Source organism: Alkalibacterium sp. s-m-28 (genome assembly GCF_054658175.1).
The window spans coordinates 41,945-61,278 of record NZ_BAAGIQ010000003.1 but is presented as its reverse complement, the minus strand read 5'-3'; the positions used below and the strand labels follow the sequence as shown (position 1 = coordinate 61,278).

Annotated in this window: 16 protein-coding genes; 1 reads left to right on the top strand and 15 read right to left on the bottom strand. The window is 41.4% G+C overall.

The features are described from left to right. The 5 genes from tnpA to ACYQ4S_RS01290 form a co-directional block, all read right to left on the bottom strand. A partial coding sequence (gene tnpA / locus ACYQ4S_RS01310) for an IS200/IS605 family transposase (protein ID WP_459768860.1) occupies positions 1 to 256 on the bottom strand: 256 nt, incomplete at its 3' end. Positions 257 to 548: 292 nt separating this feature from the next. Next, on the bottom strand, positions 549 to 2,306 hold the full coding sequence (gene pyk, locus ACYQ4S_RS01305) for a pyruvate kinase (RefSeq protein WP_459768859.1): 1,758 nt from the start codon (positions 2,304 to 2,306) through the stop codon (positions 549 to 551). 82 nt (positions 2,307 to 2,388) lie between these two features. Next, entirely contained in the window at positions 2,389 to 3,351 is a 963-nt protein-coding gene (gene pfkA / locus ACYQ4S_RS01300; protein ID WP_459768857.1) for a 6-phosphofructokinase, read from the bottom strand. A gap of 204 nt (positions 3,352 to 3,555) precedes the next feature. Then, positions 3,556 to 6,876 carry a DNA polymerase III subunit alpha gene (gene dnaE, locus ACYQ4S_RS01295; protein WP_459768855.1) on the bottom strand — a complete coding sequence of 1,107 codons (3,321 nt, stop codon included), beginning with the start codon at positions 6,874 to 6,876 and terminating at the stop codon, positions 3,556 to 3,558. Between the two features lie 86 nt (positions 6,877 to 6,962). Further along, positions 6,963 to 7,304, bottom strand: a complete 342-nt coding sequence (locus tag ACYQ4S_RS01290; RefSeq protein WP_459768853.1) for a metal-sulfur cluster assembly factor — start codon at positions 7,302 to 7,304, stop codon at positions 6,963 to 6,965. Positions 7,305 to 7,480: 176 nt separating this feature from the next. On the opposite strand from ACYQ4S_RS01290, the gene ACYQ4S_RS01285 reads away from it, so the two are divergent. After that, positions 7,481 to 8,293, top strand: a complete 813-nt coding sequence (locus tag ACYQ4S_RS01285; protein WP_346024696.1) for a Cof-type HAD-IIB family hydrolase — start codon at positions 7,481 to 7,483, stop codon at positions 8,291 to 8,293. 59 nt (positions 8,294 to 8,352) lie between these two features. Here ACYQ4S_RS01285 and ACYQ4S_RS01280 read toward each other — a convergent pair whose 3' ends face one another. From ACYQ4S_RS01280 to plsX, 10 genes are all read right to left on the bottom strand, one after another. Continuing rightward, positions 8,353 to 9,843, bottom strand: a complete 1,491-nt coding sequence (locus ACYQ4S_RS01280; RefSeq protein WP_459768851.1) for a phytoene desaturase family protein — start codon at positions 9,841 to 9,843, stop codon at positions 8,353 to 8,355. Positions 9,844 to 9,863: 20 nt separating this feature from the next. After that, positions 9,864 to 10,532, bottom strand: a complete 669-nt coding sequence (locus ACYQ4S_RS01275; RefSeq protein WP_346024694.1) for an ABC transporter ATP-binding protein — start codon at positions 10,530 to 10,532, stop codon at positions 9,864 to 9,866. 9 nt (positions 10,533 to 10,541) lie between these two features. Beyond that, positions 10,542 to 11,639, bottom strand: coding sequence for an ABC transporter permease (locus ACYQ4S_RS01270; protein ID WP_459768849.1), 1,098 nt, complete (start codon positions 11,637 to 11,639; stop codon positions 10,542 to 10,544). A gap of 200 nt (positions 11,640 to 11,839) precedes the next feature. Beyond that, positions 11,840 to 13,732 (bottom strand): oligopeptide ABC transporter substrate-binding protein, encoded by a 1,893-nt coding sequence (locus tag ACYQ4S_RS01265; RefSeq protein WP_459768847.1) that lies wholly within the window; start codon positions 13,730 to 13,732, stop codon positions 11,840 to 11,842. 18 nt (positions 13,733 to 13,750) lie between these two features. Next, positions 13,751 to 14,698, bottom strand: coding sequence for an ABC transporter permease (locus ACYQ4S_RS01260; protein ID WP_346024691.1), 948 nt, complete (start codon positions 14,696 to 14,698; stop codon positions 13,751 to 13,753). A gap of 34 nt (positions 14,699 to 14,732) precedes the next feature. Further along, entirely contained in the window at positions 14,733 to 15,692 is a 960-nt protein-coding gene (locus ACYQ4S_RS01255) for an ABC transporter permease (RefSeq protein WP_459768845.1), read from the bottom strand. A gap of 2 nt (positions 15,693 to 15,694) precedes the next feature. Next, entirely contained in the window at positions 15,695 to 16,687 is a 993-nt protein-coding gene (locus tag ACYQ4S_RS01250) for an ATP-binding cassette domain-containing protein (RefSeq protein ID WP_346024689.1), read from the bottom strand. Positions 16,688 to 16,689: 2 nt separating this feature from the next. After that, complete coding sequence (locus tag ACYQ4S_RS01245) at positions 16,690 to 17,694, bottom strand: ABC transporter ATP-binding protein (protein ID WP_091478800.1); 1,005 nt, start codon at positions 17,692 to 17,694, stop codon at positions 16,690 to 16,692. Positions 17,695 to 17,916: 222 nt separating this feature from the next. Further along, the gene (gene acpP, locus ACYQ4S_RS01240) at positions 17,917 to 18,156 is read right to left on the bottom strand and encodes an acyl carrier protein (RefSeq protein ID WP_346024688.1); all 240 of its coding nucleotides are present in this window, start codon (positions 18,154 to 18,156) and stop codon (positions 17,917 to 17,919) included. Between the two features lie 168 nt (positions 18,157 to 18,324). Then, positions 18,325 to 19,323, bottom strand: a complete 999-nt coding sequence (plsX, locus tag ACYQ4S_RS01235; protein ID WP_346024687.1) for a phosphate acyltransferase PlsX — start codon at positions 19,321 to 19,323, stop codon at positions 18,325 to 18,327. Between the last annotated feature and the right edge of the window lie 11 nt (positions 19,324 to 19,334).

The window sequence follows — 19,334 nt, the reverse complement described above, 5'->3', positions numbered from 1 at the left end:
GAGAACTGGCGCTTTTGTAGGCATTGATGAATTTGGACAATTCTGTGTTAGGGTGAGCTTTGAACAGGATATGAATGTGGTCTCTATCTTCATTCCATTCGATGAGAGTGATGTTGTAGTTTGTACTCATTCTTAGAAACATATCTTTGGCATAATCCGAAACAGGGGGAGTGATGACTTTTCTTCGATACTTTATAACTAAGACAAGGTGGTAATACATCGAGAAGACTGAATGATTGTTGTTGTCCAATTCCATTGATGTCACTTCCTTTCTGTTGGTTACCACTGAATATAGTATACAACAAAAATGACAGATTAACCACTTCAAGCTATCGCTTGACCGACATTCATCTCCCACTTTCACTGGTGCTTCGCACCCATACGCTTAGAAGTGGGAGACTTCTTTCGGAATTACGTTAAAAAAGACGAGACAATGACCTGGAAGAATCATTATGGACAGCTGAGTCAGCAAACAGAGTATGTCCGATTCCTATCAATCATTATCTCATCTTTTTTTGATGTTTATATCATTTCTTTCGTTAAATCAATTAGATGGCAGTTGTCGCTCCACGGTAGATGATTCCACGTCTTGCGTCAACAGTGATAAGCTCATCCTGTTCAATCAGTTCCGTAGCATTTTCTGCAGAAACGATCACTGGGATACCCATTGCGATACCGATAACAGCGGCATGAGAAGTCAGTCCGCCTTGTTCTACAACGATAGCTGCAGATTTTTCAATAGCCGGCAGGTAATCTTTGTCTGTGTTTTTGACAACTAGTACGCCGCCTTCAATTGCTTTTTCCATAGCTTCCTCAGCAGAACCGGCAACGATTGCTTTTCCGATGACTGATTCAGATCCGACACCTTGACCGCTTGTCAGTTTAGATCCGATAAGCTGAATCTTCAAAACGTTAGTCGTTCCACGCTCACCTACTGGAACACCTGCAGTAATAATGATCAGGTCGCCTTCTTTAGCGTACCCTTTCTCTACAGTCGTTTGAGTAGCCAAGTTGAACATGTCGTCAGTTGATGTTGGTTTTTCTGATACAGTAGGCTGTACTCCCCACTGCAGAGCTAGTCCTCGAGCAGTTTCTTCACTAAATGTCACTGCAAGAATATCAGCTTTAGGTCTGAACTTAGAGATCATACGTGCAGTATGTCCTGATTCAGTCGCAGCAACGATTGTTGAGATGTTCAAGTTTTTAGCAGTGTGACCGACAGCCTGACCGATTGCTTCAGTCATATCATTCTGGTCGTATGCTTTAAGTGCAAATGCATCCTGGTTAACTAAAGCAGTTTCAGTACGCATGGCGATGTTGTACATTGTCTGTACAGATTCTACAGGGTAATCTCCTGCTGCAGTTTCACCGGAAAGCATGATTGCATCCGAGCCGTCAAAGATAGCATTCGCTACGTCTGAAGCTTCAGCTCTTGTCGGACGAGGATTTGCCTGCATTGAATCCAGCATCTGAGTTGCTGTAATAACCGGTTTCCCCGCATCGTTACATAGACGGATCATTCGTTTTTGAACAATTGGCACGTCCTCAGTTGGGATTTCCACACCAAGGTCACCACGAGCAACCATCAGTCCATCAGAAATCTTAAGAATTTCTTCCAGGTTGTCTACACCTTCCTGGTTTTCAATCTTAGGAATAATCTGAACATGCATTTTGTCTTCTTTTTCAAGTATTTCAGTAATTTCAAGTACATCAGAAGGTCGTCTGACAAATGAAGCAGCAATATAATCTATATTGTTTTCCAGCCCAAACATGATGTCAGAACGGTCTTTGTCAGTCAGACCAGGCAGGTTTACAGAAACGCCAGGGACATTTACACCTTTTTTGTTTTTAAGATCGCCTGTGTTCTGAGCAGTAGTGACAATATCTTCGTTTTCACGATCGATATCTGTTACTAGAAGATTGATCAGTCCATCATCTAGAAGAATGCTTGAACCAGGAGTCACGTCATTGATCAAGTCCGGATAAGTGACTGAGAAACGTTCATTTGTCCCTTCAACTTCGTTCATCGATACACGGACAGTGTCCCCTTTAGTAATCGTCACTTTTCCGTCTTTCATGTTGTTCGTTCTGATTTCAGGACCTTTAGTATCAAGCATGATACCGACCATTTTACCAGTCTGTTCAGATGCTTTCCGGATATTCTTGATACGGTTCAAGTGCTCTTCGTGATCGCCGTGTGAAAAGTTAAGTCTCGCAACATTCATTCCTGCTTCAATCAGTTTAACTAATGTATCAAGTGATTCACTTGCCGGTCCAATGGTACAAACAATTTTCGTCTTCTTCATTATCTGACTCTCCTAAAAAATAGTATTTGGTGTTGCATTTTCATAAATGATGACTTAAAGCATTCCAACTTTAGAGGTATAGTTAGTTGGATATTTCCTCATTCAACTTAAACAAGTCCATGTTAGGTGTGTGAGTCATGTTGTCCAGTGTTTCAACGATATCTCTGACTATGATTTTCTCGTTGACTATTCCAAGACAGACCCCACCTTGTCCTTCTTTAAGGACGTCTACTGCTTTGGCTCCAAATTGAGAAGCAAGGACCCTATCTCTAGCTGTAGGTGAGCCCCCACGCTGAACGTGTCCCAGGACTGTTACTCTTACATGAAAATTATCAATAGCATCCAGCTTTTCAGCAAACTCGTTGCCGCCCATCACTCCCTCGGCCAGGATAATGATGCTGTGCTTTTTGCCTTTCTCTTTTCCTTCTCGGATGTTATCAGCTACTTCTGTAATATCGAAGCCTTTCTCAGGAACAATGATCTGCTCTGCACCACTGGCAACACCAGTCCACAAAGCGATATCTCCCGCATCTCGACCCATCACCTCAATGACGAAAGTGCGGACATGGGATGTAGCTGTATCTCTGATCCTATCCAGTGCATCAAGCACTGTATTGATTGTTGTATCGAATCCGATCGTGTAATCAGTTCCTGCAATGTCATTGTCGATCGTTCCGGGGATGCCGACACATGGAAAACCACGTTTAGTCAAAGCATATGCCCCTCGGTAAGACCCGTCTCCACCGATGACGACTAGTCCCTCAATGCCAAAGCGCTTAAGCTGTTCGATTCCTTTCAGCTGTCCTTCTTCAGTTGCGAATTGAGGATACCTCGCAGAATATAAGAAAGTTCCTCCTCGCTGAATCATGTCGCCGACATCTTTTCGTGTCAGTTTTCTGATATCACCGGCAACAAGGCCGGCATATCCGTAATTGACACCATATACTTCCATGCCTTCATGCAATGCCTTCCTTACAACAGCACGTATGGCAGCATTCATTCCGGGAGCGTCTCCTCCACTTGTAAGAACGCCAATTCTTTTCATCTCATTTCCACCTTCAATGCAAATTTTCTTCATTCCCTGTCAGAAACTCACAGAGATATGTAAAATACCTCAGGTCATCATTCAACATGTTTCACCCTATGATATTTTACCTTAAACCATCATTTATTTACATACATTTATTATTTTATCATTTTTAACCGGTCTTGTCTTTTAAAATCCAGAGATAAACGGATTTAATGCTGATTATTTCAGAAAAACATTCTCTTTTCCTAATGCATCTATCAATTCATTGAGCAGCTCTTCGTCAGGCTGCACATTGAATTTGCTTTTAAGCTTTTCTTTTCTCTCTGTAGCAGGATCATAAATGATCACGGGTACTGACCCAGTTCTTTTTGACACTATAGCTAAGATCTCCTGAAGTCTGTTTCTGTTCTGGTCAATATCCCTGATTCTTAAGAACAGCCCTTTGTGCGCTGATTCTTTTTCTGTCAGCATTTCAACTGTGCTAGCAATGACGTTGATTCGACCGCCTTTCCACTCTGCTTTTCCTCTTACTTGGAGAAGCGCACCTTCCTTGCATAAACGGGAGACCCTTCTATAAACATCAGGAAACAGAATGACCGTGCCTTCACCGGAGGAATCCGACACATCCATGAAAGCCATCGGTTCTCCACGTTTTGTCTGTATTTTTTTCATGGCTTCAACCTGAACAGCATAGGCAGAAAAACGTCCGGCTTCAGATACAGTAAGAAAATCAGTGGTACTCTGAGCGTATTGTTCTGCAGGATGCCCAGACAGGTAAAAACCAGTCACCTCAAACTCCTGCTGTAGCTTTTCTTTGAAAGAAAGATCAGGCAACTGTTCCATTCTAGGAGCAAGTGATTCGAAAAGTTCTGCATTCCCATTACTCATCTTGATACTGTCAATAACAGATGCTAATGCATTAATAAGTGTATTTCTGTTCGTTCCCAGCTCATCAAAACACCCTGCCTTGATTAGCGGCAGGATCATCTGCTCTTTGCGCCACTTATCATCCATCCTACTAACGAAAGACATCAGATCCTTAAATGGGCCATTAGCTTTTCTCTCATTCATTATATGACTAATGAACTCTCTTCTCAAACCTTTCACCGTATCCAGCCCAAAAATAATCGATCCACTGCTGACAGTAAAGGAATACCAGCTGGAATTAATAGAGGGTTTCACGAGCGGCAGCCCCCGCTGCTTAGCTTCCATTAAATACTTTCTGACCTTTTCTCTACTATTGGAAGTGGAGCGCATAAGCGCAACATAAAATGCTGCGGGATAATGTGCCTTGAAATAAGCTAACTGGAAAGCCAGTTTTGAATAAGATACTGCGTGAGATCGGTTGAAGCCATAATTGGCGAACCTTTCTATATGAGTGTATATCGCCTCGGCATCTTCTTCCTGATACCCTCTTTCCTTGGCACCAGCAACAAATTGGTTGCGCCCTACATCTATTTCATCTTTTATCTTCTTTGAAATCGCTCTTCTCAGTATATCAGCTTCTGACAAGGTGTATCCTGCGATTTTTGAAGCAACTTTCATTACTTGTTCCTGATAAACTATAACGCCATACGTGACTGACAAAATTTCTTTCAGATCATCATGAATGTATTCAACCGGTTCTTTGCCTTTTTTTCGGGCAATGAAATGATCGATCTGCTCCATAGGACCTGGTCTGTACAATGCATTGACAGCGACTATATCTTCAAATTCAGTTGGCCCAAGTTTTTTAAGTACTCTTTGTATCCCGGCAGACTCAAACTGAAAAATACCATTTGTATCAGCTGTTCTAAACAAGTCTAAAGTCTTTGGATCGTCTAAAGATATTGCTGCAAGGCTATCGTCTATAGACCGTCTGTTCAGACCTGAAAGTGAAAGGCAATCAGCTAGTATCGTCAGGTTCTTCAATCCAAGAAAGTCCATCTTCAAAAGACCCACAGTCTCGACATCACCCATCGTAAACTGCGTCAATGGCATGACCCCACTGCCTTCCTGGAGCGGTGTTGACAAAGTAAGAGGGTCCTTGGAGATAACAACTCCTGCAGCATGCGTGGATACATGTCTGGGGAGTCCTTCAAGTTTTACAGCTGTTTTAAACAGCATCAAATTCCTCTCAGATTCATTTACTAATTCCTTTAGTTTATCCGATTCGTTATAGGCTTCTTTTAACGTAACTCCCGGTCGTGACGGAATGGCGTTAGACCAATTCTTAAGATTGTCTGTTGTCAATCCAAAAACTCTTCCGCTGTCTCTGACCGCCATCTTTGCAGCAAATGTGCCGAATGTCGCTATTTGAGCTACATGATCACTCCCATATTTTTCAAATACATACGATAAAATCATTTCTCGTTTATTGTCAGGGAAATCAAGATCGATATCCGGTAAAGTAAAGCGCTCCTCATTCAGAAATCTGTCGAAAAGCAAATCATACTTTATAGGGTCCACATCTGTAATCTTAAGGACATAAGAAACTAGAGAGCCTGCAGCAGATCCCCTTCCTGATCCTGTTACGATCTGATTATCATGAGCAAACTTCATCAGATCCCAGACTATCAGAAAATAATCCGCAAAGCCCATTTTGCTGATTACCGTCAATTCTTTTGTCAGTCGTCTCTTATACCTGTCGTCATAATCAGGTACTCGCTTCGACAGCCATTCAAAAGAAATATTCTCAAGATACTGCACTGAATTTAGGTTATCTGGTGTATTAAATTCCGGAAGTCTTGTTTCCCATTCAAATGACAGCTCACATTTATCAATAAGATTGTGAGTATTGTCAAGAGCTTCAGTCAGCCCTACAGAAGCATAGTAGCTTAATTGCTCGCTTTTATTTTTTAGATAACCTGATCCATTGCGCTGCATAAATTCATCTTCTTCAATAGTTAAGCCGTTTTCGATCGCATGAAGAACTTTTATCGCAGACCAATCGCTTTCATCATTCAGATAAACAGATTCACTAATTACTAATGTAACGTCTACAGCATCAGCCATCTCCTGCAGACTCCTTATTTCCGACTGATAAGCATCGTCCCAGCTGATCCCTATACTTATTGCCGGACAGTGCTCGGAAAGTGTACGTATAAACGACCGAACAGCTTCAGCGTCCTGCTTCAGACCTTCCAACATAATACTGGTGGCAGGTAAAACGATACTCACATTCTGACTGATCGAAGATAATCGATTGATGTCAAGGGTTTGATGACGAAGCATAATATCGGTAGAAAGAGACATAAGTTCCTGATAACCACTATTATTATTTGCGATCAGAACTATCTCAGTTTCTCCATCCCAAACATTGCTGGCGGTCAAATCAATAGTCAAACCAATAAGAGGTTTCATCTTCTGTCTGACTGCTTCTTTATAAAATTCCACTGCTCCGTACATGACATGCTTATCTGTAAGTGCAATGGATGTATAGCCAAGCTTTTTAGCCTGACTGATTATAGAAGGCACCGACAGTGTGCTTTTTAATAATGTGTATGAACTGAACACTTGAAGAGGAGTAAATTCCATTCCATCACCTTCCACCTTTGACATTCCTCCAGCATTTTGAACAGAATAAAGCCCTCAATGCAGCGTATTAGGCACATGCATGCCTGTTATAGTGTCATTGAGAGCTGCCTTTATCTGATTCCTAACGCAATTCTAGCATATCTGCTCATACGAGTCGTATCCCATGCTGGATACCAGACCAGTTTAACGTCAGTTTCTGTAATTTCGGGTACATTTTTCATTGCATTAAGAATATCCTCAGTTATGACATCTGCCAGCGGACATCCCATTGTGGTCAGTGTTATTTTCATCTCGCAGTATCCACCATTAAACACATTAACTTCATATATAAGGCCCAAGTTGACAATATCGATTCCTAATTCAGGATCGATCACTTGTTCCATTGCCTGCATGATCCGATTTTTTACATCCTGAATCTGTTCATCAGTCCATACTTCAGTCTCTTTAGTCATACGCTCTCCTCCTTGTTTCTCACTTTCATTTTAACATATTGCAAAGCGTGTGTTCACCTTAAAATAAAACTTTCTTAGACGATGTGACTTATCCTTTTTCAATTCAAATATACTTTTCATTTAGGCTTTGATATACTGGATAAAGATGATTAAACGGTCAACGAGGAGAGATAGTGATGAAAAGAAAACTGATTGCACTCGATCTGGACGGAACGACATTAAACGATGAGTCCATGCTGAGTGTACGCACTAAGGATGTACTGAATCGATTGCGCAAGGATGGACATATCGTATCCATCGTGACCGGCCGGCCTTATCGAAACAGCTATTATTATTACCAAGAACTTGAAATGACCACACCCATAGTAAACTTTAATGGTGCCTGGTGTCATAACCCTTCTGAGCAGAATTGGTCATACGCTTATCATAAGACTTTGAGTAAAGATTTGGCCATCTCTATGCTCTCTTTGAGAGAAAATCCGGAAGTCCAGCTGATTGCCGCAGAGTCTAAACAATCTATCTATATAGAAGGTGAATACATTCCTTATCCTGATTTTTTCCCTGAAGGTATTGAAGTCAGTAAACAGCTGACTGCTGAAACGCTTCTTGAAGATCCTACTTCTGTCGGTGTATTTACTTCTACTCGTCAGTACCAGCCTTACATCGAAGAAAAGATTATCGAACAGTATAGAGATGCTGTTGAAGTAAGAATGTGGGGCGGGGACACGCCTTGCCTTGAAGTAGTGGCAGCCGGTGTACAGAAAGCACTTGGCCTCGAACGGATTGCTGCATACTACAATATCGACCGCAAAGATATACTTGCTTTTGGGGATCAGGAAAATGACTATGAAATGATTCAGTACGCCGGACTGGGTGTTGTTATGTCCAATGGTATTGACAGGCTTAAAGCCATTGCCGGAGATATTACTTCCTTTTCTAATCATGATGATGGGGTCGCGCGTTATCTGGAATCTTACTTTGCAATATAAATAGACATCTAAGACCCGCTGAATCTATTCAAATCAGATTCAACGGGTCTTTATTTCATTTATTTGTCGTCTAAAATAAGTTCTTCCGTTGCTATTTTTGCAGATGTCAAAACGATTGGAACTCCGGCTCCTGGATGAGTGCTGCTCCCAGTAAAATAGAGGTTCTCGACTGTTTTTGACTTAGCCTGAGGCCTAAAATGATTACTTTGAGTTAAAGTAGGTCTCAGGCCAAAGGTCGCTCCGTTATAAGCATTAAACTTGGACTCAAAGTCTTTAGGTGTGGTATAGCTTTCAGAAATAATATCATCTTCTATTGTTTCAAAGCCTTCAATCGTCTTAAGTTTATTGATTACCTGGTTTCTATAATGGGCAATTGTATTATTTGTCCACTCATACTTGGCTGTAGAGAGATCGGAAACAGGCACCAGAACATAGAGTCCATCCTTTCCTTCAGGAGCCAGATCTTCATCCAGTTTGGATGCAATGTAAACATAGAAAGAAGCCTGATCAAGTAGCTTCCCTTCAAAAATATCCTCCAGGTTTTCATCCAAATCCTTTGAAAATACAAAATTATGGATATTATCTACCTTATCGTATTTCTTGTCCATCCCCAGATACATGACGAAACATGAGCAGGAATATTTCATACTGTCGATTTTTTTGTCTGTGTATTTCCCTTTTGCTTTCGTATTTTTTACAAGGTTTTTCATAGCGTATGGAAAATCGGCATTGCACATGACATAGTCGGAAAGGATTTTTTCTCCATTCAGCTTTATTCCTGTAGCCTGCTTATTTTCAATGACAATTTCATCAACTTCTGCTCCATACTTTACCTGACCGCCAAGTTCAAAAAACAGTTTTTCCATTGAACTGGCCATCGTATACATGCCACCTTTTATGAACCAGATGCCGTATAAGTACTCAATCATAGGAATAATTGTGTAAAGAGATGGACCATTCATAGGAGATATCCCTATATACAAAGTCTGAAAACTTAGTATCTGCTGAAGGCGCTTATCTTTGACAAACTTCCCTATTGAATGATTTGCACTGTCAAACGTCTTGAGCTTCATTGCCTGCTTGATCATGAATGGGTTATAGAAGTCAGAGGACTTTCTAAATGGTCTTTGAATAAAATACTCCTTCGCAATCGTAAACCGTTCATAAATATCTTTCAAATAACCAAGAAATCCTATTACATCTTCTTCCCCAATCCCCTCAAGGTGCTCAACAAGTTTCACAAGATCTGACGAGACATCTATCTTCTCATCTTCAAAGAATGCTGAATACATGGGATCAAGCCGCTGCATCGGGATATAATCATCCGGATTCCGTCCTGCCAGCTCAAATACTTCTCTATAAAGTTCGGGCATCATCACAATACTAGGTCCTACATCAAATGTGAAGCCATCTTTTTTAAGCTGATGCATCTTCCCCCCAGCCATTTCGGATTTTTCATATATCGTTACATCGTAACCTGCATGCTGCAGGCGGATTGCACTAGCTAAACCTGCTACTCCGGCACCTATGACACTAACTGTTTTTGACATGCCTATCCAACTTTCCTCTATTATTTTCTGCTCAAAACGCCATCTTTCATTACATATACTGTATCGCAGTAATCCGTCAGTCTTTCGTCATGAGTAACCATGATGGTTGCTTTTTTCTTTTTCTTCGTTTCTCTTCCTAATATTTCAACCACTTCAAAAGCTCGGTCTGTATCGAGACTGGCCGTCGGTTCATCTGCGAGAATAACGGACGGATCATGGTACAATGCACGGGCAATTGCCGCACGCTGTCTTTCACCGCCTGAAAGATCGCTTGGGAATTTATCACTTAACTCGTTGATTTTCAACTCGTCCAGCAATGCTTTCGCATTATTTTTATCAAAATTGGAACGATTGATCTTGTTGACCAGACGAAGCTGATCTTTAACTGTCAGAAAAGGAATCAGATTTGATGCCTGTAGAATAAATCCTATTTCATCAAATCTTTTTTTAGCACGTTTCTTTTCTTCAAGCTCACTGAACTTTTCTTCGTTGATATAAACTTGACCTTCAGTAGGGGTCTGCAGACCACCAATTATAGTCAGAAATGTACTTTTTCCAGAGCCACTCGGGCCAATAACGGCCACAAATTCACCTTCTTCAACTGAAAAGTTTGTTTCTTTTAATGCTTCTATTTTTTTTCGTCCATCATCAAATGTTTTTGTAACTTGTTTCAATTCAATAAGTTTCAAGATGATCTCCTAACTTATAGCTTCCAGAGGGTCGATTTTTACTACCGTTCTCACTGAGAAGAATGCCCCCATTAAAGCTACAACAATTAATAAAGTTGTTATACCAGCAAAAAACAGAATATTATTCATATAGGGAACTTCATTTGGCAGAAGAAGACCTGTAATTAAAGTCAGCAAAAGACCAGTCAGCACTCCGAAGAGGGTCAGCAGCAGTGTCTGTCCAACTACGGATTTACCTATATATCCGGACGAAATCCCTTGTGCTTTCATAACACCTAAGATTGAAGTTTTCTGAAGTGTCAGGACATAGATGAATATACCTACGATCATAGCCGCAATAAGCACCAGGAAACCGATCATGAGTCCGAAAGTGAGTACCTGTGCATTATATCCGGGTAAGTTACTGATAAACTCGTCGATTTCAAATATTTCCAGGTCATCAGTCCCCAGTTCCACTCCTTCCAGTTCACCACTATCCGTCTGAACTACAACAGCACTGATGATCTCATCGTCTCTTTCGCCGAATCCACTTGCTCTGATATGCTGATAGGTTGACTGGGCTGTGTATAATACTGGAGCGACATTAAATTTTGCATTATCCGTGAACCCGACGATTGTTACGGTTGTATCGATACCCGCAAGCGACAGTTCATCATTCAGTTCATATCCTTCTTCTTCTTTCAAACTGATATCCGCTATCACTTCATTGTCATTCTGAAGAGATTCCCCTTCCAGAATCTCAGGAAAGATGAATTCATCTTCATTAACTCCAAAAAACGTGACATTGACCTTTGAATCATCGTCATCTTCCGAATCTTCAACTAGCTGAACTACACTTGAGGTTACACCCAGAGAAGCAGTCTCCGAAGCATCGACCTCATCGACCAGTTCTTTTGGAAACATCGACATGTTGATATTAAGGTTTGATTCATCTGCAAGAACGATTCCAGTCGCCTCCCACTTATCAATGCTGGTTCTATTTTCCTGTGCTAGACCGTAAGCCAAGCCAGTCAGAAAAAAAACAAGATATGACACGAGAACAACCACTCCGATAATTAGAGCAAACCTGGTTTTAGAATACTTTATTTCTTTCCATGCTAAAAACATATGCATTACTCCTAAAAATATTAATTTGAATTCGAAGTAAATTGTGAATAAACTTACACCGATTAACTACTATCATACATCATTTTATAAATAACTACAATTATTTAAACTAAAAAAATCACCTGAAAAGATCAATGTCTTTTCAGGTGATTGAGCGATTTTTGAGCGATACTAGATAGATAGTCTATCAGTGTTTTTAATTATTCTGTTGCACGATCTTCGTCGATAAAGTACCAAGTGTGGATTCCAGCACCTGGTGTGTCTGGATCTACTCCTACAGTAATGTCGTAAGCACCTAAACGGTTGTTGACTGGGAAGACTTCATTACGGAATAGAGTCGGGATGATTGGTAACTCTTCCATGAAGTACTCCTGCCATTCTCTGAATACTTCTGCACGCCATTCAACATCGAAGCCCTGCTCGCTGAGCATATCTTCCATGAAGGCGTCATTTTCTTCAGTAGCCCAACGTGTGTAGTTGAACGGTGCATAACGGCCGTAAAGTCCGTCTGGAGTAGGATCTGTTCCAGTTCCCCAAGCAGCTTGGAAGATATCGATGTTTGGATCGTCGGCTTCAACACGGTCGTAGAATGAGTTGAACTCATGTAGACGTCCGTCAAGTAGTTGAACGTTCAATCCGATGTTTCTCCAAGACTGCATGTAGTACTCGGCAATTGGTTCTGCCACTTCTCCACCAGCCATTGATGCAAAGTTGATCACCAGTTCTTCTCCATCTGGAGTTTCACGGAATCCATCGCCATCTATATCTTCATATCCTGCTTCATCAAGCAGCTCGTTAGCACGATCTGGATTATAAGGATAGCCTTCAAGATCATCATTGTGGTAGTCAGCAAAGTTAGGGATGATCGGAGATGTTGCACGGCTGCGTAGTCCCTGGTAGAAACGGGCACCAACAGCATCGTTATCGATCGCATATGCCATCGCCTGTCTCAAGTTGACATCGGCCATTTTAGCATCTGGATCCGGAACGTTTTGAGCAGGCTCTATTACGTTGCCTTCATCATCTTCTTGTGCTTCCTGCCATTCACCTAGTTTAAATCCGATATAAGTGTAGGCATTTTCCTGACGACCTAGTATAGTATAGCCTGGGATATCTTTAAAGTTCTCAAACTGGTCTGTAGGCATGCTCAGGAACAAATCAAACTGGTGATTTTGCATAGCTGCTACAGCAGTTGAAGTTGGAACTGTTTCAAGTTCGATTCTTTCAATGTTTGGAGTTCCTCGGAAGTAATCGTCAAAACGAGTATACGATACTGATTCACCTGGAACGATGTTCTCGACCTTGAACGGACCAAATCCAATTGGGTTTTCACGGATTTCTGGTGCAGATTCAAGTTCAGCCACTGGAATATGTTCCAGATAGTGACGAGGTGCTGCAGAAGTCCAGACTCCACCACCGGCTTGAAGCATCTGTACCCCTACAGATTCGTATTGAATTTCAAGAGTCTGGTCATCTACAACAGTGATCCCTTCAATGCTGTCAGCTTCACCATTTTTGTATGCTTCCATACCAACGATGCTCTGCATGTCAGAACTGTAACGAACGCCTGTGTAGTCCGGGTGACCAATGATTTCATGTGCAAAGGCAATGTCTCCGGCAGTTACTTGTTCGCCATCGTGCCAGTAAACATCATCACGTAAAGTAATCGTTACTAAGTTAGTATCCCGGTCAACATCAACAGTAGCTGCTCCAGAATCATCAAACCGGTAGTTCTCGTCTGTTCCGACAAGTGTACCCATTGCATACTGCATGACGGTTGCATCAGGGGCAGATGTGTATAGCTCATAACTGAAAATACCTGTAAATGGTGAGTCAGTTACAAATCCAACGTTTAATGTTCCGCCTTCGATTGCTTCCCCTTCATTCTCGACTCTCGTCTCGAATTCAATCGGTGCAGGACCTTCATTGGCAGTTTCACCGTTGGCATCGTCTTCTACTTCTTCCTCAGTAGCGCCGTTCTCATCTACGCCGTTATCGTTAGTATCGGCAGTATCGCCGTTACCGCAGGCAGCCAAGATGAATGCTACAGCAGCAGTACTTGCAAGCATGCTATATCTTTTCTTGTTTGACATATTTTTTCTCCCCTTCTCTTATCCTAATCTTTGTTTAGCGTCTGCAGCACGTTGGAGCGCACGACCGACGTAGTTTATACATAGCACCAACACTAGGATGAGTGTTGAAGCCGGTAACCAAACCCAAGCTCTATTCTCCAGAATATCTGGATTGGTGGCATGAGCAACTAAGGTTCCTAAACTTGGTGTTCCAGGCGGAAGCCCGAATCCTAAGTAGGATAACCCTGTTTCTAAGCCGATACTTCCTGCAAAGTTCAGTGTCAGGTTGACGATGATCAGTGAACTGATGTTAGGCATCATTTCACGAAGCATGATCACGAGTGACGGTGTTCCCATTGTCTTCGATGCACTGATAAAATCCAGTCGTCCGACTGTCAGTGCACGTCCCCTGATAAACCTTGCCTGGCCATGCCAGTTGAAAACTATAAGTATCAATGCAAATGTAAATACATTATAAGTCGGAACAATCGTAATAAAGATGATAATGATCATTAGCTGAGGCAAAATCATGATGAAGTCTATGATCCGCATGATGATGTTATCGATAAGTCCGGCATAATATGCGGCAAGAATTCCGATAACAATACCAATAATACTGGTGACAACAGTCACTGACCATCCAAGAAGCAGTGAATTTCTTGCTCCTATTAGCAGAAGACCAAAAATATCTCTTCCCGCTGAATCTGTTCCGAGTATAAAGCGCATGCCTTCTCTTGCCGGATCTTCACTGAAAGACATAGGTCTCAAGTACGAATCCCACAAGCTGACGTTGGTAACCTGGTCCTGATCAATAAGGAAAGACCAGATGAATATGGTGACCAGAAGTCCAACCAGCAATATTAGAGAAGCCAGGGCCAGCTTATCTCTCATAAATTCGCGAACAATTACTTTCATACCCATTGGTGGGGAAGAAGCGGCCATATCATCCGAAAGGACTGCTGCTTCCGCGTCTTGGTTTGTAGCCATAAGATTTATTCATTCCTTTCCAGTTGAAAATAATCTAATCAATTCTAATACGTGGATCTACAGCCATCAAGATCAAATCTGAAAGTAATGTCCCTATCAACCCTAAGAATCCGTAGAACAACACAAGGACAAAAATGACACTGTAATCTCGCGTGTTGATTGACTGGAGGAATAAATATCCCATACCGCGGAAATTAAAGATCTGTTCGATAAAGATTGATCCGGTAAATAGACTTACAATCGTAAATCCAAATCCTGATGCGATTGGAAGTGATGCATTTCTGAAGATGTGTTTAGTATAGACCTTGGATATTGGCACACCTTTAGATCGTGCTGTCTTCACATAGTCTGATACTTTGGCATCAATTATTTCACTTCTTAGATACTGAATAATAGACGTGGTACCTAAAATCGCGGTTGTAATAGACGGAAGTATCAAGTGATATAATCGACTTGTCCAAACTTCCCAAGGGGTACTAGCATTGATGCTGACCGACCCTCTGGATGGGAACCAGTTAAGGTTGTACCCGAATATCCAGACCATCAGCAGGGCCAATACGAATATCGGAACGGCGAAACTGACAAAGTTATAGACCAGTACTGTTTTATCCAGTACAGACTCATTATATCTTCCAGCCAGTATTCCCAAAGGCAGACCGATAAGATACGTCAGAATAACTGATAACAAGGACAGCCTTAAAGTATTTCCTAGTCTTGCACCTATTACAGCCACCACTGGCTGCTGATAGGTGAAACTTCGTCCGAAATCACCTTGAAGAGCATCTCCAACCCATCTGACATATCTGACAGGCAGAGGATCGTTCAATCCAAACGCTTCACGCTGAGCCTCAAGATGAGCCGGGTCCAAGTTAGGATCGACCAGTCCTCGGAATGGGTCTCCAGGCATGAAATCAGCAATAATAAAAATCAGGATACTTAAAATAATAATTTGAGGAATCATTAAAAGTATTCGTCTAAAAATCGTCTTCCACATGTCTAACGTTCCCCTCCTGTTTTCACTTTCTCATTTTGCAGAGAAGCATTAGGTGCTTCCGGCTGAAGAGCAACAAGGTGATCTTTTTTGAATTCCTGCAGATCATATACTCGCCCGTCAGGATCATAGTATTCTGTTTCCTGTGCATCGTACTCGGCTTCTACGCGCTGTCTTTCAACTTTATGAGCAGCTCTGGTAGTCGGATCCATATCTGGAATCGCTGACAGGAGACGTTTAGTGTAAATATGCTGCGGGTTGCTGTAGATTTCCTTTTTTGACCCTTGTTCAACGAAACGTCCTCTGTGCATGATCGCAATGTCGTCTGACATGTGCTGAACCACACCAAGGTCATGTGAAATGAAAAGGTAACTTAAGTTATACTCTTTCTGAATACGTCTCATAAAGTTAAGAACCTGAGCCTGGACGGAAAGGTCCAAAGCAGATGTCGGTTCATCAGCAATGATCAGTTTCGGATCACTGGCAACGGCACGGGCAACACCTATTCTCTGTCTCTGTCCACCGGAGAATTCATGAGGGTATTTGTACATAGCCTCTGCATTCATCCCAACGATCTCAAGTAGATCCACAACTCTACGCTTGATTTCATCTGGAGTATAATCAAAGTAATTACGCATAGGTTCTGCAATAACATCTAGAATACGCTTCTTCGGATTCATGGATGATGTTGCATCCTGGAAAATCATCTGAACGTCTTTGTTATACGCTGCATATTTTTCTTTGCGGCTTCTAGCTTTATTAGTTACATTCTGTCCCTCATACATGATCTGTCCTGAAGTCGCTTTCTCAAGACCAATGATCGTCTTTCCGATCGTCGTCTTTCCTGATCCTGATTCTCCAACCAGACCGTATGTCTTCCCGCCTTCAATCGTCAGGTTGACACCATCGACGGCTTTTACATAGCTCTGAATCGTGTTCAGCACGCCGCCTCGTATCGGATAATGTACTTTTAAATCTTTAACTTCAATAAATCCCATTATTATTTTTCCTCCCCTTCAAAGTGGAAATGCTTCCAGCATGTACATCTCACTTTGTGGTTTGGACTCACTTCATGCAGAACTGGATTTTCTTCATGTGCACTTTCAGGAATCCATGGAATACGCGGAGCAAAACGGCACCCTTTTCTTGGCAGTTTCTGAAGAGAAGGAACAGTTCCATGTATAACATGAAGCTCATCATCATCACTTTCCAGTTCATGAGGAATGGAGTTAAGTAAAGAACGTGTGTATGGGTGCTTGGGATTGGCAAACAGTTCTTCAACCGGTGCTTCTTCCACAATTTGTCCTGCATACATGACAGCTACTCTATCCGCTGTTTCTGCTACAACGCCCAGGTCGTGAGTGATCAGGATAATTCCTGAACCTGTTTCGTCCTGTATGTCATTCATCAGGTCAAGAATCTGAGCCTGAATGGTAACATCCAATGCGGTAGTCGGTTCATCTGCAATGATGATAGGTGGCTTGTTAGCCAGTGCGATCGCAATGACGACCCTCTGTCTCATTCCACCTGACAACTCATGAGGATAAGCTTTCATTATCTGTTCAGGGCGGGGGATCCCAACCTGGTTCAGCAGTTCAAGCACTCGGTCTTTACGCTGCTGTTCATTTAAATCAGAATGGTATTCAAGTGATTCTGATATTTGATTAAAAATAGTCATAAGTGGATTTAGAGACCCCAATGGATCCTGAAAAATCATACCTATGTCATTACCTCTAATTCGGTTATACAACTTTTCATTCAAGTCGAGAAGGTTTAAATCTTTATATAATACTTCTCCTTTAATTTGGGTGTTCTTATGATCGTGAAGTCCCATTATCGATGTAGCCAAAGTAGATTTCCCGCAGCCGGACTCACCGACTATTGCAAGTATCTCATTTTTCTTCAGCGTCAATGACACGCCATCTACAGCGTTGTGGTAAACATCTCCAAATCTGAATCCTGTTTCTAAGTTGTTAACCTCTAACAAACTTCGTTCGACGGCCACTACTTAACCTCCTATACTCTACTTCCCTGTAAGTCAGAGAAGATTATTAAACTTTCATTTGATTTTCATTAAAAGCTTAATAATATAAATCGAATTATACACCTGATTTATTATAATATCAATACTCTTTTTTTAATTTTATAACAATAAGTTAAATTTTCAAGCTTTTTTTCTAACTTTATTCTAATCAAACTCAAGGAGTCATATTTTGTTCAAAATAAACTATGCGTTACTCTTGATGTAATCGACTGCTTTTCCGACAGTTGTGATCTGTTCAGCGTCTTCATCTGATATTTCTTTACCAAATGTGTCTTCCATTTCCATGACCAGTTCCACTATATCCAGGGAGTCTGCTCCCAGATCATCTTTAAAAGTAGTGTCGCGTGTAATTTTTTCTTCATCTACACCTAAACGCTCAACAATAATGTTTTTAACTTTATCAAATACTTCCTGTTCACTCATTCTACTCTACTCCCTCACTGATAATTGATCAGATTCTATTATTTCTATTAATCTATTATTAAAATATCATTTGATTCATAAGGATAATTGTATAACATCCTCATTGTAATTTCCATATATTTAAAAAGAATTACAAAAAAACGTCATATATTACAGATGAGCCTGTACTTACTGATTTTCGAAATGCCTGATTAGATCTTCGAGGAGACTAGATTCGAGCATTTCTCTTATCTGTCTGATCGTATGATAAACGGGCTCTTCTGTTGCTGATCCATGCGTCTTTATAACCGGTGCTTTAAGACCAAACAGGACTGCTCCTCCATACTTGGAATAATCTAGCAGATCTTTCACTTCTTTAAGACTGTCTTTAAGCATCAGCCCGCCAAGTTTGGCTTTGATCCCGTTGTCCATGATCGCACCCTTAATGACGCTCATCAGAGAGATCGCGGTCCCTTCAATTGTTTTAAGCACCGCATTCCCTGTAAATCCATCAGTAACAACGACATCAGCAACTCCATCCAAAAGGTCTCTTGCTTCTACATTACCGATAAAATTGATTGCATCGTTCTCTTTTAATAAGGCATACGATGATTTGGACAGGTCATTTCCTTTGTTTTCTTCTGTTCCGTTATTCAGCAGCCCAACAGTCGGCTTAACTATGCCGTGGACATGCTTTGAGTAATAGGTCCCTAAAGTGGCATACTGATTGATATTCAGGGGTTTCGAATCTGCATTTGCCCCTACATCGATCATATTGAAAACTGCGCGTTTATCTGATAATGCAGGAAATGTCGCCAGAAGTCCGGGACGATCGATCCCTTTCATACGACCAATAATCAATGTTCCTGCAGCAAGAAGCGCGCCGGTGTTCCCTGCAGAGAACAAGGCATGGTTTTCACCATTTTTTACAGAGTAAGCAGCTTTGACCATCGATGATTCTTTTTTTCTTCGAATTGATCTGACTGGATCGTCATCACTTTTGACCACTTCTTCAGAGTGAACGATCTCGATGTTAGGAAGATCTTCGCTCAATTCATTTCTGATGGCTTCTTCCTTCCCATATAAGACAAGTGTCACGTCTGAAAATTCTCTGGCTGCCCTTAAACAACCTTTAACGATTTCTTTAGGGGCGTTATCTCCGCCCATAGCATCTACAGCAATTCTCACTTTAATTTCCT

What these genes read in the sequence shown, in the direction of transcription:
- pyk (WP_459768859.1), bottom strand. Translation starts at nt 2,306, where the DNA reads ATGAAGAAGACGAAAATTGTTTGTACCATTGGACCGGCAAGTGAATCA.
- pfkA (WP_459768857.1), bottom strand. Translation starts at nt 3,351, where the DNA reads ATGAAAAGAATTGGCGTTCTTACAAGTGGAGGAGACGCTCCCGGAATG.
- ACYQ4S_RS01265 (WP_459768847.1), bottom strand. Translation starts at nt 13,732, where the DNA reads ATGTCAAACAAGAAAAGATATAGCATGCTTGCAAGTACTGCTGCTGTA.
- ACYQ4S_RS01290 (WP_459768853.1), bottom strand. Translation starts at nt 7,304, where the DNA reads ATGACTAAAGAGACTGAAGTATGGACTGATGAACAGATTCAGGATGTA.
- ACYQ4S_RS01255 (WP_459768845.1), bottom strand. Translation starts at nt 15,692, where the DNA reads ATGTGGAAGACGATTTTTAGACGAATACTTTTAATGATTCCTCAAATT.
- ACYQ4S_RS01260 (WP_346024691.1), bottom strand. Translation starts at nt 14,698, where the DNA reads ATGGCTACAAACCAAGACGCGGAAGCAGCAGTCCTTTCGGATGATATG.
- acpP (WP_346024688.1), bottom strand. Translation starts at nt 18,156, where the DNA reads ATGAGTGAACAGGAAGTATTTGATAAAGTTAAAAACATTATTGTTGAG.
- ACYQ4S_RS01285 (WP_346024696.1), top strand. Translation starts at nt 7,481, where the DNA reads ATGAAAAGAAAACTGATTGCACTCGATCTGGACGGAACGACATTAAAC.
- ACYQ4S_RS01280 (WP_459768851.1), bottom strand. Translation starts at nt 9,843, where the DNA reads ATGTCAAAAACAGTTAGTGTCATAGGTGCCGGAGTAGCAGGTTTAGCT.
- ACYQ4S_RS01250 (WP_346024689.1), bottom strand. Translation starts at nt 16,687, where the DNA reads ATGGGATTTATTGAAGTTAAAGATTTAAAAGTACATTATCCGATACGA.
- dnaE (WP_459768855.1), bottom strand. Translation starts at nt 6,876, where the DNA reads ATGTCAAAGGTGGAAGGTGATGGAATGGAATTTACTCCTCTTCAAGTG.
- ACYQ4S_RS01270 (WP_459768849.1), bottom strand. Translation starts at nt 11,639, where the DNA reads ATGTTTTTAGCATGGAAAGAAATAAAGTATTCTAAAACCAGGTTTGCT.